This window comes from Orbaceae bacterium lpD02, assembly GCA_036251875.1.
In the GTDB taxonomy this organism is placed as follows: domain Bacteria; phylum Pseudomonadota; class Gammaproteobacteria; order Enterobacterales; family Orbaceae; genus Orbus; species Orbus sturtevantii.
In genome coordinates this window covers 1,375,407-1,394,603 of record CP133960.1, presented here as the reverse complement: position 1 = coordinate 1,394,603, position 19,197 = coordinate 1,375,407, and the positions used below count along the sequence as shown (strand labels likewise).

Below are 19,197 nucleotides of genomic sequence, written 5' to 3'. Positions count from 1 at the left end.
GCGTTTGCCTTACCGATTAGGCCGCTATTTAGCGGCACAACAGCAATTGGTGGATAATTTGACACTGTATATGAGAAGGCGATACTATATATTACTGATAATGAATAAGTTACTTAGTTGTCAGAATCGGTTTATTATTTGTTAAACTCAGAAAAATTCTGAATGGGAATATTTTAGGGGAATCATATTATGAAACGTATTTTAACTGTCACTGCTCTTTCACTCGCTATGTTATCCGGTTTTGTTTCAGCTAACACTCCAGCAACAAGTGCATCTCAGGCTGCTATTTCTGCTCAACAAATTCAAGAGCTCTCAAAAATTGCTACGCAAGGATTTGATGCGATGCGTACTATGCAATATGCAAGACTGGCTGTTTTTAATGCTAATCCAGAATTAGCAACAAAATTAACTGAGCAAGCTGCAAAATTACTTGCTGCCGATGCCTCAGATTGGAAAAATTTTGTTAAACACGCTAAAGATCCAGCATTAACTAAAAATGACGATTATATATTAATTGATTCTTCTATTGCTATTGCTGAAAATTATGTCGCAACTGCTGAGAAAGAGACCGCGATTGAAAAAGCAAATGAAAAAATGAAAAATGGCGATCAAAAAGGGGCATTAGAGGCGTTACATCTAGCAGGTGTTGGCGTCAATGAAACGCAATATTTAATGCCACTAAATCAAACTCGTCAGGCGGTTAGTAAAGCTCAAGAACTACTCAAAGCGGGTAAGTATTACGAAGCAAATATCGTCTTACGTGATGCCGAATTAGCAATTGTTGTTGACAGTGAAACATTGATTGATGTTAATTAAGCGCTAATTGTCTACCATTTAAAATACGCAATCATTAAAAATTGCGTATTTTTTTATTGCTTCATTGAGAGTTTTTTTTCAGCGATTGCCAGAAAGATAATTCCTGAAATAATAACTACAGCACCTAACGCACGCGTTAATGTTAGAGGTTCATTAAAGATAAATATTGATACCAACATTACGCTGACAATTTGCAAGCGTGATGCAGCAAAAGCGGGACCGACAGGGGCTTTTTTCAATAAAACCATCCACGTAAAAAACGCACCAATATAGCTTAATGTCGTGAGATAGATCCACTTATTTGATAAGATCCGTACAACCCATTCTAGTGAGTAGTCAAGCGGCTTGGCATTTAGCGCCGAAAACTTAAAGCCTGTTTGGCCAAGAGTATCGAATAATAACAAGCATGCAAAGCCAATAATATAAAACCGTTTCATTAGCCTATTCCTACTAAAATTACACCGATCGTAATTAAACTCACACCTATAACGCGGTAAGGGGTAAGTTGTTCTTTAAATACTAAACTGCCAACAATCATGACCGATATAATATTGGCCGAGCCGAGTAAAATGGCTTGAGATAATGGTAATAAGGTTAAAAAAGCAATCCAAAATAAAAAGCCAATAGCATAAGCGGATATACCAATCCATAACCAATAACTACTTAATAACGCTAGCCAATAGTGCCAGTTTTTTTGGTTTTTAGGCGCTACAGCGGCATATTTAAACGCTATTTGCCCCACCGTATCACAGCAAACACTGCAAAGCCATAAAGCAAAAATACTTAGCGTCATTTTAATCGGTGAGTATTTTATGACATGAAGGACAAAGGCCATGTATTTCAATAATGCTGTGCTTTACCGCAAACCGATTTTGTGTTGCTAGCTGTAGCAGATTATTCTCTATTTCATGGCTATTCTTTTCTAGAATTTGTTTGCAGTTATCACAAATAAATAGGATCGAAAGATGATTTGGATGACTAAAATGGGGACAGATAATATAGCTATTAGAGGATTCGACTTTATGAATAAATCCTTGCTCTAATAAAAAATCTAACGCTCTATAGATAGTAGGAGGCTTTGCTTGAGGCTCTTCTTGCTTTAATAAATCGAGTAAATCATAAGCACTCATGGCCTTTTGGGCCTGCAGCATGATACTGAGCACAATTTTACGCTGGTTGGTTAATTTGACATTGCGTTTTTTACAGACAATTTCAATATCGTTTAATATTGATAAAGCGTTATCTTGACTCATTGGCTTGCCTTCTCTTTTTTTGCTGCCCAATAGAGCGTTTGCGGCGAATTTCTTTGGGATCATTAATTAATGGTCGGTAAATTTCGATACGATCGCCATCATTTAATCTATCATTTAAAGCAATCGGTTTACCATAAATGCCTATTTGATGATTCTCAAGAGTGAGGTTATGCTGTTGTAAGATATTTGATTGTGCTATCGCCTGTTCCACTGTGCAATTATTATCGACCGAGCAATCAATTATCATGGGATTTTCAGGTAAGGCATATACGATTTGTATGTTAATCATACACTAAACCTCAATTAACTAGATTAAGAGTAAACGTGCCTTGCTCGATCACTAAACGCTTTAACCATATTTTCCATCAATTCTTTAAAGAGTGGTGTAAAAGCAATATCAAGCAATTTATTTTTAAATTCAAATGTGAGATCAAAACTAATTTTACATCTATTTTCCGATAGAGGGGTAAAGCGCCAAGTTCCACTTAACTGACTAAATGGTCCATCAATAAGCGTCATTTCCATCGAGTGGGGCGTGTTGAGTTTATTGAGTGTAATAAATTTTTTCTTAAAGCCTAATTTTTCAACTTCAATATAAGCTTGAACAATATTGTCTTGTTGACGGATTACGCCAGCACTCGCACAATCAGGAACAAATTGTGGGTAAGCGTTAATATCATTAACTAAATCAAACATTTGCTCTGTTGAATAAGGTTCTGTTATTTCATAAAAAACACGAGTCATAAATTTAAATTATTCATTACACATAAAAAGTTGTGGCATTATAGTATCATGTAAATCTATAATATCGCATATTATGACAAATAAAAAATCATACAAGCCGGGTTCGGCAACAATTGCACTTAATAAGCGCGCGCGTCACGAATACTTTATTGAAGAAGAGATCGAGGCTGGCTTATCCCTACAAGGTTGGGAAGTTAAATCCTTACGTGCCGGCAAGGTCAACATCAGCGATAGCTATGTATTACTTAAAAATGGCGAAGCTTGGTTATTTGGTTCAACTATCACACCATTAAGTGTAGCGTCAAGCCATGTGGTTTGCGATCCAACTCGAACACGTAAATTATTGTTAACTGAAAAAGAGTTAAGTTCACTATTTGGTAGAATTAATCGAGAAGGCTATACCGTTGTAGCGCTGTCGATGTATTGGAAGAATGCGTGGGCCAAAATCAAAATCGGGGTTGCTAAAGGTAAAAAGCAATTTGATAAGCGCGCAGATGAAAAAGATCGTGAATGGCAAGTAAATAAAGCGAGAATTATGAAACACGCCAATCGATAATTTTCAATATATCAGAATATAGCGAAAATACCTCAATGCTAAAAAATGGCTATACACAAGGTGCTTATTTGAGCAGATAATTTAATGTCGAGCCCAATTATTACCTTTTAACCGTTTATCATTATTAACATTGAATAAGATTTTGGCGCGATTGTCGAGACTGATAAGCCATGTATTGCCAAGCGAGTTAGTAACTGATATTAAATAATATTTAGTTTTTTACTGATCCCAAGAATCGTTAATAATTACGCTTACTGGATTGCATTGTCGGCAAATTATGCTATTGTTAGTTGAACGGAACCATTTAATTGTATTATTTTTTTAATAAGTTTAGGAGAAAACGGAAATGAAAAAAATCGTGACATTATGTGCCGTTGTGGGTGCTTCTGCATTGTTAGCTGCTTGTTCTAGCCACCAAACTGATAATAACATCGTTGGTAGCTATGTACTTGTTTCATTAAATGATCAACCGCTACCAAACTCGATCCCTCCAGTACTTAATATTACTCAAGATAGTAGTACGACGACAATCCAGCTTAATGGCAAAATGTGTAATCTATTTAATGGCCAAGCCATCTATCAAAATGGCGTATTGCAAGCCGCTGATGGCGTAGCAATGACTCGTGTGTTTTGTAATGAACCAACGCTAAACCAACTTGATACAGTGATTGGCGACATGCTAAGCAAAGGCGCGAATGTTGAAAAAGTAGATGGTAAATTAGTGTTGAAATCCGGTAATAATACGTTAGTGTATCAACAACAAAATCTACCTATGACTCAAAAAGATAATACTAAATAGTCTATTTGAGTTATTCAAGCAAGCCGCATCGTGATTATACTTACGATGCGGTTTATCTGTTTTAAATAGTCAATAAATCCCAATAAAATATCATAATATGTCATTAATCACTCTTAAGCGCGTATATGAAAAGGCGTTATGCCTTAATCAAGATAGTTATCTAATTGATCGTCTATGGCCAAGAGGGATCAGTAAAGCTAAGCTTACGGGTGTTGCATGGTTAAAAGAGGTTGCACCGTCGAATGAACTACGTCAGTGGTATCATGCTCATTTAGATCAATGGGATATTTTTTATCAACAATACCAACAAGAACTTAAAAATAATCCTGTGGTGGCTTGTTTATATCAAAAGCTTAAAGATAACAAGCCAGTAACATTATTATATGGCAGTAAAGATCTTGAACACAATCACGCCATTGTATTACGCGACTTTTTACTTAAGATGCTTAAGCAAAATAATAGCGCTAGTTAAACGTCGGAATTTTGGATATAATGATATCTCATTTTTGGGGCTGATTCTGGATTCGACGGGATTTGCGAAACCCAAGGTGCATGCCGAGGTGCGGTAGGCCTCGTAAACAAACCGCAAAATATAGTCGCAAACGACGAAAACTACGCACTAGCAGCTTAATAACCTGCTCAGAGCCTTCCCTCTCTAGCCTTCGCTCGTAGGACGGGGATCAAGGGGAGTCAAACCCAAACGAGATCGTGTGGAAGCCTTGCTTGGGGCGGAAGCATTAAAACTAATCAAGCTAGTCTATCAGTGGCGTGTTTGTTCGCAGCGGGTAGATGAAATTTAAAGACAAACTACGCATGTAGTGCCGAGGATGTAGAAATTTCGGACGGGGGTTCAACTCCCCCCAGCTCCACCACCTATTGTTCCATAGCAGTTTATTAAAGCCCGTAATTCATTGAAAAATAAAGAATTACGGGCTTTTTGTTTTCAGTGATATCCAACTTAATTCGAGAGATTCCAGTCCAAATTGGTACATTTTTAGTTACATGATGTAATGGCAACACATTTGTATACAACTAAATTGAGGGGCTTGTTTATTAAACTCAATGATAGGTGAGAACAAAAGTTTATCATTGGCACTATAAAAATCTTATGGTCAGCTACGTTGGTTAGCTGGAAAAACCAGTAAAAATAGCGTCACACCCAAAGAAAGCATTCGGTTTTTTTCTGTGTATTTTTTATTCACCTAATGTTTCTCATGTTTTTACCTTCTATGGGTAATAGGCGGATTATGCTATTATTTGTTGCATAAACTTAAGTAAAAAAGTTACTCATAACTAAGGTAAAAAATGAATCACAGTGTACACAATAAACTCATTTCTTTTATTTGGTCGATAGCCGATGACTGCTTGCGCGATGTCTATGTACGAGGGAAATATCGTGATGTGATTTTGCCTATGGTGGTTTTACGCCGCATTGACACATTACTTGAACCAACGAAACAAGCAGTGTTAACCGAATATAATGAACAAAAATCTGTATATGGAAATACTGAGTTAATTGACGATCCATTGGAAAAAGCATCCGGTTATGTGTTTTATAACACCAGCAAATGGACATTAAAACAGCTTCACCTTTCAGCAAATAATAATAATCAAATTTTATTAACTAATTTTGAAGAATACCTCAATGGCTTTAGCCAAAATGTTAAAGAAATTATTCATTGCTTTAATTTAAAAGCACAGATTCGCCATATGGCGAATAAAGATGTGCTATTAGATGTTATTGAAAAATTTGTATCGCCTAATATTAATTTGACACCAAAAGAGGTTGAGGATCCAGATGGTAACCGTCTGCCAGCCCTGAGCAATTTAGGAATGGGCTATGTATTTGAAGAGCTGATTCGTAAGTTTAATGAAGAAAATAATGAAGAAGCGGGCGAACATTTTACGCCACGTGAAGTGATTGAATTGATGACTCATCTGGTTTTTGACCCAATCAAAGATCAGCTACCACCAGTTTTAACTATTTACGATCCGGCTTGTGGTAGTGGTGGCATGCTTACCGAATCACAGAATTTCATCGAAGAAAAATACCCGCTTGAAGGATCTGAGCGCATGATTGAACTCTATGGTAAAGAGATCAATGATGAAACCTATGCTATCTGTAAGTCCGATATGATGATCAAAGGTAATGATCCGCAAAATATCAAAGTGGGCTCGACGCTTTCTACCGACGAGTTTGCTGGCCGTCCGTTTGATTTTATGCTGTCAAATCCACCTTATGGTAAAAGTTGGGCATCGGAACAAAAATATATCAAAGACGGCAAAGATGTGATTGATCATCGCTTTAAGGTGAAGTTAAACGATTATTGGGGTAACGAACAAGAGGTTGATGCCGTTCCACGATCCAGTGATGGGCAACTGCTGTTTTTAATGGAAATGGTCAGTAAAATGAAATTGCCACAGGCTGGTGTACAAGGATCTCGTATCGCATCCGTTCATAACGGTTCTAGCTTGTTTACTGGCGATGCGGGTGGCGGCGAAAGTAATATTCGTCGTTATATCATTGAGAATGACCGCCTTGAGGCTATTGTCCAACTGCCTAATAACCTATTTTATAATACTGGTATAACCACTTATATTTGGTTACTAAGTAGTAATAAAGCTCCGCATCGTAAAGGTAAAGTACAATTAATCGATGCTAGTTTGTTATCTAAAAAATTACGTAAAAATTTAGGTGATAAAAATTGTGAGTTTTCACCTGAACATATTCAAGAAATCACACAAACCTATTTGAAGATGGAGACTATTGAACGGCAACTTGATAATAATAACGACCCGATTGGTATTGCCAGTCAGTGTTTTGATAACAGTGATTTTGGTTATTACAAAGTAAATATTGAACGCCCCGATCGTCGTAAAGCCCAATTTAATACTGAATTTCTTGCTGAACTACGTTTTGATAAATCACTACGTGACGTGATGAGCCATTTATATAGTGTTTATGGTGAGCATGTTTATCAGACTGGTTTTTTAAAGCCACAACAAAAATCGATTCTGGATTGGTGTGACGATAATGGTATTAGCTTAAATAACAAAGCTAAAGATAAAATTTTTGATACAAAATATTGGTTAAAACTACAAACCCTTTATCAATCTGCATTAGCTATCATGCAGCAAGTTGGTGAGCAAGAATACCGTGATTTTAATCTATTTAAACAGGATGTTGATATAGCAATTAAGGGATTGAATCTAAAACTATCATCTAGCGAGAAAAATACCATTTTAAATGCGGTGAGTTGGTATGACGAAAGTGCCGAAAAAGTGATTCAAAAAGTACATAGCTTCAATAAAAATAAACTGAAAAAGCTATTAACCCATCTAGACTGTGAAGTGCAGCAATTAGCTGATTTTGGTTATTTTGCAACGAGTAATACTAACGAATATATTACTTATGAACCTTGCGCTGATTTACGCGATGCGGAGTCTATCCCGCTGAAAGAAAATATTCACGGCTACTTTTTAGCAGAAGTGCGACCATACGTCGCAGAGGCTTGGATTAACCTAGATAGTACTCAAATCGGTTACGAAATTAGCTTTAATAAATATTTTTATCGTCACAAGCCATTACGTTCATTAGAAGAGGTTACTCAGGATATTTTAGCTTTAGAGCAACAAGCGGATGGCTTAATTGCTGATATTTTGGGTTTATCAGGTAAAACGGAATAATGGCGATGAAAAATATAACTAATATGTCTCGTTATTCGGCTTATAAAGATTCCGAATATCAGTGGATTGGGAACTTACCTGAAAAGTGGAATGTTCAAAAATTAGGTTCGTGTTTATTTCCTGTTTCCGAAAAAAACAAACCAAATTTACCGTTATTGTCAATTACTAGAGAATTAGGTGTGATAGAGCGGGATATAGCAGACCAAGATACGAACCATAATTTTATTCCTGATGATTTGACTAATTATAAGTTATTAAAAAAAGGTCAATTTGGTATGAATAAAATGAAAGCTTGGCAGGGTTCCTATGGTATTTCTAATTATACAGGAATTGTTAGCCCTGCTTATTTTGTTTTTGATTTAACAAAAAATATTGAGACTGAATTTTTCAATTGGGCAATTCGCAGTTCTTTATATGTATCATATTTTGGAAGTGCTTCTGATGGTGTAAGAATTGGACAATGGGATTTGTCTAAAACTAGAATGAAGTCTATTCCCTTTTTAATTCCACCCAAAAATGAACAAATTAATATTGCTCATTTTTTAGATCAAAAAACAGCTCAAATTAATCAGGTTATTGCCATAAAACAAAAACAGATTGAACGACTTAAAGAACGTCAGCAAATTATTATTCAACAAGCCGTAACAAAAGGGTTAGATCCTAATGTGCCAATGAAAGATTCGGGTATTGAATGGATTGGCATGATTCCTGAGCATTGGGACATAACAAAATTAAAATTTGTCTCAACAATAAATAATGGACAAGATTATAAACAAGTTGAAAGCGATAATGGGTTTCCTGTTATTGGCTCTGGAGGACAATTTGCGTTTGCTAATAGCTATTTATATGATGGGGAGGCGGTTCTATTGGGAAGAAAAGGAACGATTGATAAACCGTTATATATTAATGGTAAATTTTGGACTGTTGATACAATGTTTTTTGCTATTTGCAAAAAAACAATACTTACAAAATACTTATACTATTGTGCTAAAACTATTCCATTTTTATATTATTCCACTGCGACAGCACTCCCTAGTATGACGCAGAAAGATTTATTAAATCATAAGATAGTTTTACCGTTATTAAGTGAACAAAGAAAAATCATTAATTTTGTTGATCAACAAATAGCTATTATTAATGATGGTATTCAATGTTACCAAAAACAAATTGAAAAACTAAAAGAATATAAAACCACCCTAATTGACAGTGCAGTAACAGGAAAAATCAAAATTGCAGCAGAAGAATAAATGTAAATGGAGAAGTGGATATGGTCAGTCAAACCAATGAGCAAGCCCTTGAAGCAACAATTGAAAAGCAGTTAACCGGTACTTGTCTGGAGGAGCTCAAGGGTGTCAAAGAACCTAATGTGAATGACCATTCAAACTATTACCAATTAGGTCTGGCAAGGGATTTCAATGCACAATATGCCATTGATAACCACTTCTTTTGGTCTTTTTTACATAATACCCAAACCAATGAGTTGGATAAATTACAGAAAAATCATCCTCACGATTGGCAACGCAAAGTCTTGGATCGCTTTGATAAGTTAATTAAAAAATATGGCATTATTCATTTACTAAAAAAAGGCTTAGCCATAGATGATATTCATTTAACACTCATGTATCCGGCTCCGCTTGCCAGCAGTGGCGAGCAGGTGCAGTATAATTTTGCACAAAATATTTTTAGCTGTACACGTCAGGTACGTTATTCTCAGCTCAATCCTCTACAAGAAATTGATATGGTGTTATTTATTAACGGTATTGCCATTATCACCCTTGAGCTAAAAAACCCATGGACAGGGCAAACGGCCCAATACCATGGACAAAAACAGTACCGCGAAGATCGTGATATTAATCAGCCTCTATTAACTTTTGCTCGCTGTTTAGTCCATATGACGGCTGATACTGATGAAGTGTATATGACCACTAAATTAGCTGGTAAAGACACCTTCTTTTTACCTTTCAATAAAGGGAATAATGAAGGTAAAGGTAATCCAGTTAATCCTGACGGTCATAAAACCGCGTATTTATGGGAAAGCCTTTTTAAGAAAACAAGCATTGCCAATATTATTCAGCATTTTGTACGTTTGGATGGTTGCAGTAAAGATTTATTAGTCAAACGAACGCTGTTTTTCCCTCGTTATCATCAATTAGATGTAGTGCGTAAACTTATTGATGATGTTGCCAGTCGTGGTACTGGACATACCTATCTTATTCAACACTCAGCCGGTTCTGGTAAGTCCAATTCCATTACATGGGCAGCTTACCAATTGATCGAAGTATGCCCTCATAATTGTTCAGTGGCTGGTGCAAAAGGCATTGATTTGCCGCTCTTTGATTCGGTGATTGTGGTGACGGATCGCCGCCTTTTAGATAAACAGTTGCGCGATAATATTAGTGGGTTTTCTGAAGTAAAAAATATTATTGCTCATGCGCAAAAATCATCTGATTTAAAAGCCGCACTTGAAAGTGGTAAAAAAATTATTATCACCACGATCCAAAAATTTCAGGTGATTGTTGATAGTATTAACGATCTGAGTGATAAACACTTTGCCGTCATTATTGATGAAGCGCACAGTTCACAGAGTGGTTCAGCTCACGATAATATGAATAAAACCATGGGCAAAACGAGCGATGTTGATAACGATGAAGGTGAAGATATTCAAGATATCATTATCAAAACCATGCAGGCACGAAAACTGCGCGGTAATGCGTCTTACTTTGCGTTCACGGCTACGCCTAAAAACATTACCTTAGAAAAATTTGGCGAACAGCAAGCTGATGGTATCTTTAAACCATTTCACTTGTATTCAATGAAACAAGCTATTGAAGAAGGCTTTATCTTAGATGTACTGACTAATTACACTACCTATAAGTCCTATTACGAAATTGAAAAGTCGATTGCGGATAATCCACTGTTTGATACTCAAAAAGCACAAAAAAAATTACGCGCTTTTGTTGAACGAAGTAAGCAAACCATTGCCGTTAAAGCTGAAATCATGCTAGATCACTTCCTTACTCAGGTGGTGAATAGTAAAAAGTTAAAGGGGAAAGCCAAAGGCATGGTGGTCACACAAAATATTGAAAGTGCCATCCACTATTACTTTGCTCTCAATAAACAGCTTAAACAGCTCAATTATCCGTTTAAAATACTGATTGCCTTTTCAGGCGAGAAAGTGATTGATGGGATTGAATATAGCGAAGCCAGTATCAACGGTTTTTCTGATAATGATACCAGCGAACATTTTGACTCTGATGAGTATCGATTATTGGTTGTTGCCAATAAGTATTTAACCGGTTTTGATCAACCTAAGCTTTGTACCATGTATGTGGATAAAAAATTACAGCATGTGTTAGCTGTACAGGCTCTTTCTCGTCTGAATAGAGCCGCACCTAAATGGGGTAAGAAAACCGAAGATCTATTTGTGCTTGATTTCTTTAATAGTATTGATGATATTAAAAAGGCGTTTGATCCCTTCTATACAGCGACCTCATTATCCCGTGCGACCGATATCAATGTATTACATGAACTAAAAGATACACTTGATGAACCCGGTATTTATGAATGGGCTGAAGTAGAAGCATTTAATCAGCTCTACTTTAAAGGTAGCGCCGCTGAGTTACTCAGTCCAATTATTGACCTTGCGGCAGATCGATTTAATGTCCAATTGGAATTAGATAATGACGATAAAGTGGACTTTAAAATTAAAGCAAAACAGTTTGTCAAAATCTATAGCCAGATGGCCGCTATTATGCCTTTTGAAATGTTAATATGGGAAAAACTATTTTGGTTCTTAAAGTTTTTAATTCCTAAACTCAAAGTAAACGATCCCGATAGTGATAAATTAGATGAATTACTTGAATCGGTTGATCTTAACTCTTATGGTTTACAGCGAGTAAAATTAAATCATAAAATCCAATTAGATGCTGAAGAAGCTGAACTCGATCCACAAAATGCTAACCCTCGAGGTGCGCATACTAGCGACAATGAAGAAAGTACCTTAGATGACATTGTAAATATGTTTAATGAACGCTGGTTCCAAGGCTGGAGTATGACCCCAGAAGATCAACGGGTAAAATTTATTTCCATTGTGCAAGATGTCACTACCCATAAAGATTTTGCTATGAAATACAAAAATAATCATGATCCCTATAATCGAGAGTTGGCATTTGAAAAAATCATGCGTGATATTATGCTAGAAAATCGCCAAAAAGATATGGAGTTATATCAACTCTATGCTCACGATCCAGCGTTCAGAGCCGCGTTTTTAGAGAGTATTAAGCGACAGGTTGGCAATAATTATTGACAGGGAGTTATAGGTATATGGCTAAAAAAACATGGGCATATGCAAAAAATGAGCGGGACGAGTTCATATTAGACCAATATGATTCATCCAGACTCAGAACCTTTTATGTTTGGGAAGTGCTAAAATTAAAAAATAGTTTACCGGAAGATTATAAAAAACTTAACTTCTATAGCACACAAGCGAACCCGTCAAATAGATCAAGAATGACGCCGGTTAAGAATGGTTTTTTTAAATATATAGAAAATATAACAGGTGGTAGTAATAGCGAGGGTGATAATGAAACTATTTCCCATTCGATGGCTATACTTGTGCTATCTGAATTAAAAAATATTAAATTTATTATCAATGATAAAACTTATGTGTTTAATTTTTCAAAGTTTATTATTGAACCCCGCTTACAGTTTGAAAATAGTAATGTATATTTTCCTGACCTCATTGGTTATTTTTCTTCTGAGTGTGATTTGGCTGAAAAATGGAATGGTAAAGTTGCTATAGAAATTGCCGTAAAACATAAATGTACGCCACAAAAAATACGTGATTTCTTAGAATATGGTATACCAATAATTGAAATCAATATTTCAGATAAAATGTGCTTTTCTAAAGAATTTAATAGACATGTTTATGATGCTAATGATGTTGAAAAATATTATAATTTTTTTAAAAAAATGCTTAGTAATCAAGTTTACGGAAGTATACGTTCAAATCCTACCTCCTCTAGCTATTATGAAAAGCAATTAGTCAAAAAAAATAAAATAATTGATGAAAATCAACAGGGATTTGATGAGCTTAAAGAATTAAGTAAACTTAAATTAATAGAAGCAATTAACCAATATAAAAATGTTAAGAATAGCTTAAATAATATAAAATTAATCAATCAGCAGTTAGAACAGGCTCTATCTAAAAGCCAACAGAATGAAAATAGCTTAAAAAATAAAATGGAAGAAATAAACTCTATGAGCTTTTGGCAAAAAATCAAACAGATTTTTAATTAACTTTTAACTAAATTAGTAACAATCATTAAGCTGTATTTAAATAAATAGTTTATGAGCTTGCTGAAAAAATCATACTTGACTGCGTCAACGATAATATAAACTTGTCATGATCCATCAAATCGATTATTGTTATTCGCCTAAATAATAATAACAATAATAAAACACGATGAACTATTACCTGCTAATTACCAGACGAGAGTGGCAAGAATTACAACAACCAATTGATGATAATCCGTTTTCCCGTCGTAGCTTATTGCCTCCAAAAACTATTATTGATTATACGAAATTTAAGCCCGTCCGTTATCGCTATAGCAGCCAGATGGACGAAATAGTTAAATACTGTGTTAATAATCAAGACCAATGCAAGAATCTTTCCCCAACCCTTGAAACGCTAGGCTTATATTACGGCCGTAACACCTATAATAAAGACGATATCAAATTTAGTGCGGCGTTAAAAGAGGCGTTAACTTCTGAGCGTGCTCTGTTAATTGAAATGCCCGTTGAACCTTGTTCAGGTATGCTGGCGCCACAAACGAATTTTTTTAAACTCCCTAGTAATAAAATATCCCGTCGCTTAACCACTGAAGAAGTGAAAGCATGTGAACTTGCAAGGTATGGTAATGAAACGAACTGGATTGAAATAACAGTAAAAGAGTTACCCAATCAGCCCTTTACACTATTTAATAATGGCAGTCGAGCAATCGTTAAGCAAGGTAATCTAGATAGTAATGGTTATGCTTATGTTGATTTACCTGTTAACGCTAAATATGTCGATATTGTCTTTGATAAAAAGCAAGAGTATCGGGCGTGGTATTATGATGTACCATTGCAAATGCTTGGTGGTGTGCGTGATGCGGCACAATCGGTATCGGATTTACTTTGGGACGCTTCACTCGTTAAGGCGTCGATGGAACGCGTGTCTGACGTTGAAATAGCAAATCCCCTTCAATTGGCAAAAGTGCCTGAATCGGAAACGATACCGGGCGCGCTTGCTCATGGTGTTAGTCAGTTTTTAGTTGGTTTTCTTCCTACCTCTAAAGCACTAAAATTCATCACGCCGCTAAAAAAAATGGGTACACTCGTCAAAGGTATGATTGCTGGCGGTGTCGCTGATTTCGCGGTCTTTGCACCCCATGAGGAAAGGTTATCGAATTTAATTCAAGAGTTTTCTTACTTGAAAAATGATATCACCGATTATTTGCAAGCTAGCCCTGATGACAGTGCAGCAGAAGGACGATTAAAAAACGCATTAGAAGGATTGCTGCTTGGCGCATTAACTGAGCCTTTCGCCCATTCATTACGTGCGTTAAAATATGCCAGAATTAAGCGGATGGTTACAGATGTTAAAAGCCAAGTTCATTATAAGCTTGAGGCTGTAACTATTGAAACTGAATCAGGTAGTAAAAAGAATTTAAATGAGCGCATATTTATACAAAGTAAATTAGATAAATTGTCCCCTAAAGAGATTACAAATCTTTCCTTGATCGAACTAAAAAATAATTTACCTGAAGGTTGGCATTTTTTTGAAAACAACGGTAGAGTTCATATAAAAGATACAATCGGTCAAATGAGGATTCGTATAGATCCCGCAGACAAGATAACAAATTATCAACATATGCATATTTATGATGAAAAAGGGAATCCGCTGAATAATCTAGGGAATATTGTAGAAAGGAATGATCAAGCTGGTCATATTCCTTGGAAAAATGAGTAAATTAAGGTGAATAATATAATGATTATTGATGAACTTCAAAATAAGATTGATGAGACAAAATATTGGGACTTATTAATTTTAGACTTACAAGTCAAATATTTCGGTGATGAAATATATCTATTTATTGAAAAGAACGATAATGTCTGTTGGAAAATTAGCTTTCTTTCATGCTATAAAGTGAATTATCAAACTGATGCGAATTGGCGAGGAAACTTTAGAGTAAAGGATACTGGACCTAAATCGGGTTATTATGGGCAAGATATTACTGTAAAAAAATATGAAACGGACACCAATTTTATAGAAACCTCACTTGATTTATCGATTATGACTGTAAAAATTACCTGTAAAAATATTCTAGTAGAAGAAGTGGAATTGAAAGATACAACGCTTTTTTGGGAATAAAGTGTTTCATACTGATGATAGCGCAGCAGAAGGACGATTAAAAAACGCATTAAAAGGATTGCTGCTCGGCGCATTAGCTGAACCTTTTGCCCATTCATTACGTGCGTTAAAATATGCCAGAATCAAGCGAATGGTTACAGACGTTAAAAGCCAAGTTCATTATAAGCTTGAAGTTGTCACTATTGAGACCGAATCCGGTAGTAAAGGAAATTGGAATAAAGCGCTAAACAATCCTGAGCCAAATAAAATTTATCTGGTTGATGGCAACAAAATATATCACACTGACGATATCGGGCGATTAAAACAGGTTGAAGCCGAACTTAAACTCGATACACTAGATAGAAACACTTACCAGCAATTAAAGGCAGGTAAGCAAGGTATTGATGGCGACGAAGGTGGTCATTTAATTGCATCAATACTAAATGGCTCAGGTGAAAAAATTAATATGCTACCGATGAACGCTAATCTTAACCGTGGCGCATGGAAGCAGATGGAAAACACATGGGTTAAAGCATTACAAGATGGGAAAACGGTTAACGTTAAGATTGAGCCGTTATACGAAGGAACTAATTTGAGGCCTTATAAGTTTGATGTGATATATTCTATTGATAATGGGCGAATGATGAAGAGAGAATTTTTAAATACACTGGGTGGATAATAATGACTAAAACATATGATGAATTAAATAATCAGATTGGGCAATTAATTTTTAAATCTTCTCCTGATGGAGCGAAAAAAGTAATTGCTCAATTGGAATTTACATCTGAGATGGATGTTTGCACATTTTTATTCGATTTCTATAATCAAAATGATGAGCTAAATTGGTATTTACCTGATAGTGATATAACAAGCCCTTTAAGCGATACTGTAAAAGAACTTAGGCAGTATTGTATTAATAATAATTTGACTAATGGATTACCAGCTTGGATAGGTTGTGTTATTACATTAGATATCGAAAAATCAAAAATTAATATCGACTTTAAATATGAGCCATTTATTGAAGAGTAATCGTATTTACTAAATTGATATAAGCATACTTCATACTGTATTACTTTATCTTAAACCTACCTTAAGCAATTATATGACCAATCAGGCAGTAAGATTATTAATTTTATGGCTGTGATAATTTAGATAGGTATTTAGTAATATTTTATCAACACTAAAACAAGTGTAACTAGAGAAAATAATATAATGAAAAAGATGCTTTATCTTATTATATTCACTATAGCGTCATTAATTATGGTAGTTATACTTTATAATATCTACCAAAATCAAACACAGAAATATGTTACATATAGCTATTACGATGAGTCAAAAAAAAATATAGCCAATTATATTGTGACACTTGTACCTAAAGGAACAAAAAAGCTAACTGCTTATCTAGAGGTTAACTCCAGAGATAATTCACAAGCTTACTATATTGAATCGCAATTTAAAAATGGCGAAATAAAAGAATTAGATATCACTCAATCTCAGATAAAAAAATTATTTGGTTTAGTAAAAGCGTTTAATGGTGACAATTTTTTGCAGATTAGTCCTTATCGCCCTTATGATATTAATAGTAATAATTATATAACAGTTGATCTTGATCCCATTAAAATAGATATAAGCTACTCAGAGAAGCGAACAGTTCATTCATTACCTAACTATATAACCGAAGAAGAAATGTATGAGCTTGATGAGAAAATACAACATAGTCAAGATCAATACTTTAAGGGGATAGGAATTCGTTTTAGTGGTGATAATCAGTAGACATTAGTATTGATGTATAAAATTAAGGATAAATCGACTTATCTAAGAATAATTAATGAATCAGAAAAGATACAAGATTATATCAACATTAAATTATGTAAATTTGCACAAAAAATTGAACAGACTGGAGGTCGTTTAGCTTATGAATACTATTACGATAATCTATTCCAACGAGTAAACTATTTTGGTCTATTTTCTACCAAGTGCCATTAATATTGATGATTCGTTTTAGTTTTATCGATTATTTAATATGCACATAAACACTAGTAGTAGTGACCAATACGATTGAAGTCTCGTTCTTGACTTTAATATCAAATCTAAATAGGGTGTAAATTCGTCAATTTATATCTTATCTCTCTGAAAAATTTCTAATAATTCTAAAAAAAGCGAGCAAAATACGCTTTTGTTTTTAATAAATTTTATAATTCGATGTTTTTATTAAAAAGGGGTTTTCAATGAAGGTGATCATTAGAATTTTATCTGGTTTTTTATTTTTTGTTAGTTTTGCAAGCTACTCCGCGGTATTAAATGAAAATAATCCTGATGGATATAAAAATTTCAGAATGGACTATCATGAGATGGTTGAGATTACCAATCCAACAAAACTAAGTCATAGAATATTTTATAAAAAGCCATCGACCGGACCTAATGCACAATGGTTTGATGCCATTAAGCAAGGTAATATAGCAAAAGTAAAAGAAATGGTCTCTAATGGGCAAAATATCGAAGTAAAAGATAATGACGAATTAGGGTAAACCGCGCTAGGGCTGGCTGCTTTTATTGGTTATGAAGATATTGTTGATTTTTTAATTTCTAACAATGCCGATTGACAGAGCTGATGTGACGAATGTTTTAAAATCAGCATGGCTCGGTAAAAATGTTGTTGTTTTTGATAAGATTTATAATAAATTAAAAGATAAAGTAGATTTAAATAATCAAACAAATGATACACAAGGTGAAACAATATTAATTGTGGCAGCGAGTAATAATCGAGTCGATATAGTTGAATATCTATTAGAAAAAGGTGCTGATACCAGCTTAGTTACGACCGAAACAGATAAAAATCATCCCGCTTATGATCAAGATGCTTTTTCGTTTGCCTGTCGTAATGGTAGTGCAGATGTAATAAAAGTTTTACAGCAAAATGGTGTGGTAAATCATATTGTGATTATAAATAAAGCAGCGTAACTAGTGAGTAAAAATAGAGGTTAGCTATTCTTATAAAGGCTCCTATGAGCCTTGTTATAAAATAGTTAGCTTTTGATTCGTTTTACAATATTTCATTTTATTGATAACCAGATAGGACAATCAGCAGTAACGGTTCTACCATTTCATTTGCGGATAATAGTGCTGAGTTAATGCGATCACTTGCTCCATATTAATGATAGCGATACGTTTATCAATCATTGGCGTTAGTCCTCTGGCTAAAATATCATTGTCTAATGCATAACATTTTGATGTTTTGGTTAAAATTGTTATTAGCTTTTGATTATTTTCGAGCGCGAGAATGACCCCATCTTGCCAAAATAAAATCGCATCATTAGCATTAATTAAGTCAACATCAAGATTGGAACTTGAGACAGTATGTAGCATAATTTTATCTAATTTGTTAAATATTTCCTTAATATCCGTTATTCTTCTATAATAATCACATTGAGTCCAGAAAAGAATTTTTTAGAATGTTAGAGAAGCGGCAACTAAAATCCGAACAGGCAACGATTGAGCTAGGCCAACAGTTGGCTTTGCAATGCCTGAATTACTTAAATAGTCATGATGAGACCATCATTATCTATCTTGAGGGGGAATTAGGGGCAGGCAAGACCACATTTAGTAGAGGGTTTTTACACGCCCTAGGGCATAAAGGTAATGTGAAAAGTCCAACTTATACCTTGGTCGAACCGTATGATTTTAATCGTTTTTCGGTTTATCATTTTGATCTATACCGATTAGCGGACCCAGAAGAGCTGGAGTTTATGGGAATACGAGATTATTTATCTAAAAGATGTATCTGTTTGGTTGAATGGCCGCAACAGGCTGAAGGGGTTTTACCTCCAGCTGATATTAAAATTGAGTTACTTTACAATCAGCTAGAGAGAGAGGCGATTATTCATCTCCTATCAGCCAAAGGTAACAAGATAATATTGGATAATCACCCATTACCCAATAATCGATAAGA

The 19,197-nt window shown here is 34.9% G+C and carries 22 protein-coding genes and 1 other RNA gene; 17 read left to right on the top strand and 6 right to left on the bottom strand.

The annotated features are described in order from the left end of the window. Positions 1-189 precede the first annotated feature (189 nt). Positions 190-816, top strand: coding sequence for a YfdX family protein (locus RHO12_06170; protein ID WVD67357.1), 627 nt, complete (start codon positions 190-192; stop codon positions 814-816). Between the two features lie 53 nt (positions 817-869). Here RHO12_06170 and RHO12_06165 read toward each other — a convergent pair whose 3' ends face one another. Genes RHO12_06165 through RHO12_06145 form a run of 5 tightly spaced genes read right to left on the bottom strand, consistent with a single transcriptional unit; the run spans position 870 to position 2,813 of the window. Continuing rightward, entirely contained in the window at positions 870-1,253 is a 384-nt protein-coding gene (locus tag RHO12_06165) for an EamA family transporter (GenBank protein WVD67356.1), read from the bottom strand. Continuing rightward, the gene (locus RHO12_06160) at positions 1,253-1,651 is read right to left on the bottom strand and encodes an EamA family transporter (protein ID WVD67355.1); all 399 of its coding nucleotides are present in this window, start codon (positions 1,649-1,651) and stop codon (positions 1,253-1,255) included. Before RHO12_06160 ends, RHO12_06165 begins: the two co-directional genes overlap by 1 nt. After that, positions 1,611-2,069, bottom strand: coding sequence for a zinc uptake transcriptional repressor Zur (gene zur, locus RHO12_06155; GenBank protein WVD67354.1), 459 nt, complete (start codon positions 2,067-2,069; stop codon positions 1,611-1,613). Before zur ends, RHO12_06160 begins: the two co-directional genes overlap by 41 nt. Continuing rightward, positions 2,056-2,358, bottom strand: a complete 303-nt coding sequence (locus tag RHO12_06150) for an RnfH family protein (protein WVD67353.1) — start codon at positions 2,356-2,358, stop codon at positions 2,056-2,058. The genes zur and RHO12_06150 overlap by 14 nt, the downstream gene beginning before the upstream one ends. A gap of 23 nt (positions 2,359-2,381) precedes the next feature. Next, complete coding sequence (locus tag RHO12_06145; GenBank protein WVD67352.1) at positions 2,382-2,813, bottom strand: type II toxin-antitoxin system RatA family toxin; 432 nt, start codon at positions 2,811-2,813, stop codon at positions 2,382-2,384. A gap of 73 nt (positions 2,814-2,886) precedes the next feature. Between RHO12_06145 and smpB the strand changes: the two genes are divergently transcribed. The 15 genes from smpB (at position 2,887) to RHO12_06070 (ending at position 18,209) form a co-directional block, all read left to right on the top strand. After that, on the top strand, positions 2,887-3,369 hold the full coding sequence (smpB, locus tag RHO12_06140) for an SsrA-binding protein SmpB (GenBank protein WVD67351.1): 483 nt from the start codon (positions 2,887-2,889) through the stop codon (positions 3,367-3,369). Positions 3,370-3,715: 346 nt separating this feature from the next. After that, positions 3,716-4,168: an META domain-containing protein gene (locus tag RHO12_06135; GenBank protein WVD67350.1), complete on the top strand. Its 453-nt coding sequence runs from the start codon at positions 3,716-3,718 to the stop codon at positions 4,166-4,168. Positions 4,169-4,265: 97 nt separating this feature from the next. Beyond that, positions 4,266-4,640, top strand: coding sequence for a DUF488 family protein (locus RHO12_06130; protein ID WVD67349.1), 375 nt, complete (start codon positions 4,266-4,268; stop codon positions 4,638-4,640). A 36-nt stretch (positions 4,641-4,676) separates the two neighbouring features. Further along, positions 4,677-5,040, top strand: a transfer-messenger RNA (tmRNA) gene (gene ssrA, locus RHO12_06125). Positions 5,041-5,473: 433 nt separating this feature from the next. Beyond that, entirely contained in the window at positions 5,474-7,855 is a 2,382-nt protein-coding gene (locus tag RHO12_06120) for a class I SAM-dependent DNA methyltransferase (protein WVD67348.1), read from the top strand. Positions 7,856-7,860: 5 nt separating this feature from the next. Continuing rightward, positions 7,861-9,102: a restriction endonuclease subunit S gene (locus tag RHO12_06115; GenBank protein ID WVD67347.1), complete on the top strand. Its 1,242-nt coding sequence runs from the start codon at positions 7,861-7,863 to the stop codon at positions 9,100-9,102. Positions 9,103-9,122: 20 nt separating this feature from the next. Next, entirely contained in the window at positions 9,123-12,161 is a 3,039-nt protein-coding gene (locus RHO12_06110) for a type I restriction endonuclease subunit R (protein WVD67346.1), read from the top strand. A gap of 17 nt (positions 12,162-12,178) precedes the next feature. Next, positions 12,179-13,153 carry a hypothetical protein gene (locus tag RHO12_06105; protein WVD67345.1) on the top strand — a complete coding sequence of 325 codons (975 nt, stop codon included), beginning with the start codon at positions 12,179-12,181 and terminating at the stop codon, positions 13,151-13,153. A gap of 166 nt (positions 13,154-13,319) precedes the next feature. Next, entirely contained in the window at positions 13,320-14,867 is a 1,548-nt protein-coding gene (locus tag RHO12_06100; GenBank protein ID WVD67344.1) for a hypothetical protein, read from the top strand. Positions 14,868-14,885: 18 nt separating this feature from the next. Beyond that, the gene (locus RHO12_06095) at positions 14,886-15,269 is read left to right on the top strand and encodes a hypothetical protein (GenBank protein WVD67343.1); all 384 of its coding nucleotides are present in this window, start codon (positions 14,886-14,888) and stop codon (positions 15,267-15,269) included. 1 nt (position 15,270) lies between these two features. Then, a complete protein-coding gene (locus tag RHO12_06090) occupies positions 15,271-15,927 on the top strand; it encodes a DNA/RNA non-specific endonuclease (protein WVD67342.1) in 657 nt (218 codons plus the stop codon). A 2-nt stretch (positions 15,928-15,929) separates the two neighbouring features. Beyond that, positions 15,930-16,277: a hypothetical protein gene (locus tag RHO12_06085; protein ID WVD67341.1), complete on the top strand. Its 348-nt coding sequence runs from the start codon at positions 15,930-15,932 to the stop codon at positions 16,275-16,277. Positions 16,278-16,460: 183 nt separating this feature from the next. Continuing rightward, entirely contained in the window at positions 16,461-17,021 is a 561-nt protein-coding gene (locus RHO12_06080) for a hypothetical protein (GenBank protein ID WVD67340.1), read from the top strand. 455 nt (positions 17,022-17,476) lie between these two features. Then, positions 17,477-17,776, top strand: coding sequence for a hypothetical protein (locus RHO12_06075; protein WVD67339.1), 300 nt, complete (start codon positions 17,477-17,479; stop codon positions 17,774-17,776). Positions 17,777-17,840: 64 nt separating this feature from the next. Then, positions 17,841-18,209, top strand: a complete 369-nt coding sequence (locus RHO12_06070; GenBank protein ID WVD67338.1) for an ankyrin repeat domain-containing protein — start codon at positions 17,841-17,843, stop codon at positions 18,207-18,209. 135 nt (positions 18,210-18,344) lie between these two features. Here RHO12_06070 and tusB read toward each other — a convergent pair whose 3' ends face one another. Continuing rightward, positions 18,345-18,614: a sulfurtransferase complex subunit TusB gene (gene tusB, locus RHO12_06065; protein WVD67337.1), complete on the bottom strand. Its 270-nt coding sequence runs from the start codon at positions 18,612-18,614 to the stop codon at positions 18,345-18,347. 86 nt (positions 18,615-18,700) lie between these two features. On the opposite strand from tusB, the gene tsaE reads away from it, so the two are divergent. After that, positions 18,701-19,195, top strand: a complete 495-nt coding sequence (tsaE, locus tag RHO12_06060) for a tRNA (adenosine(37)-N6)-threonylcarbamoyltransferase complex ATPase subunit type 1 TsaE (protein WVD67336.1) — start codon at positions 18,701-18,703, stop codon at positions 19,193-19,195. Positions 19,196-19,197 lie beyond the last annotated feature (2 nt).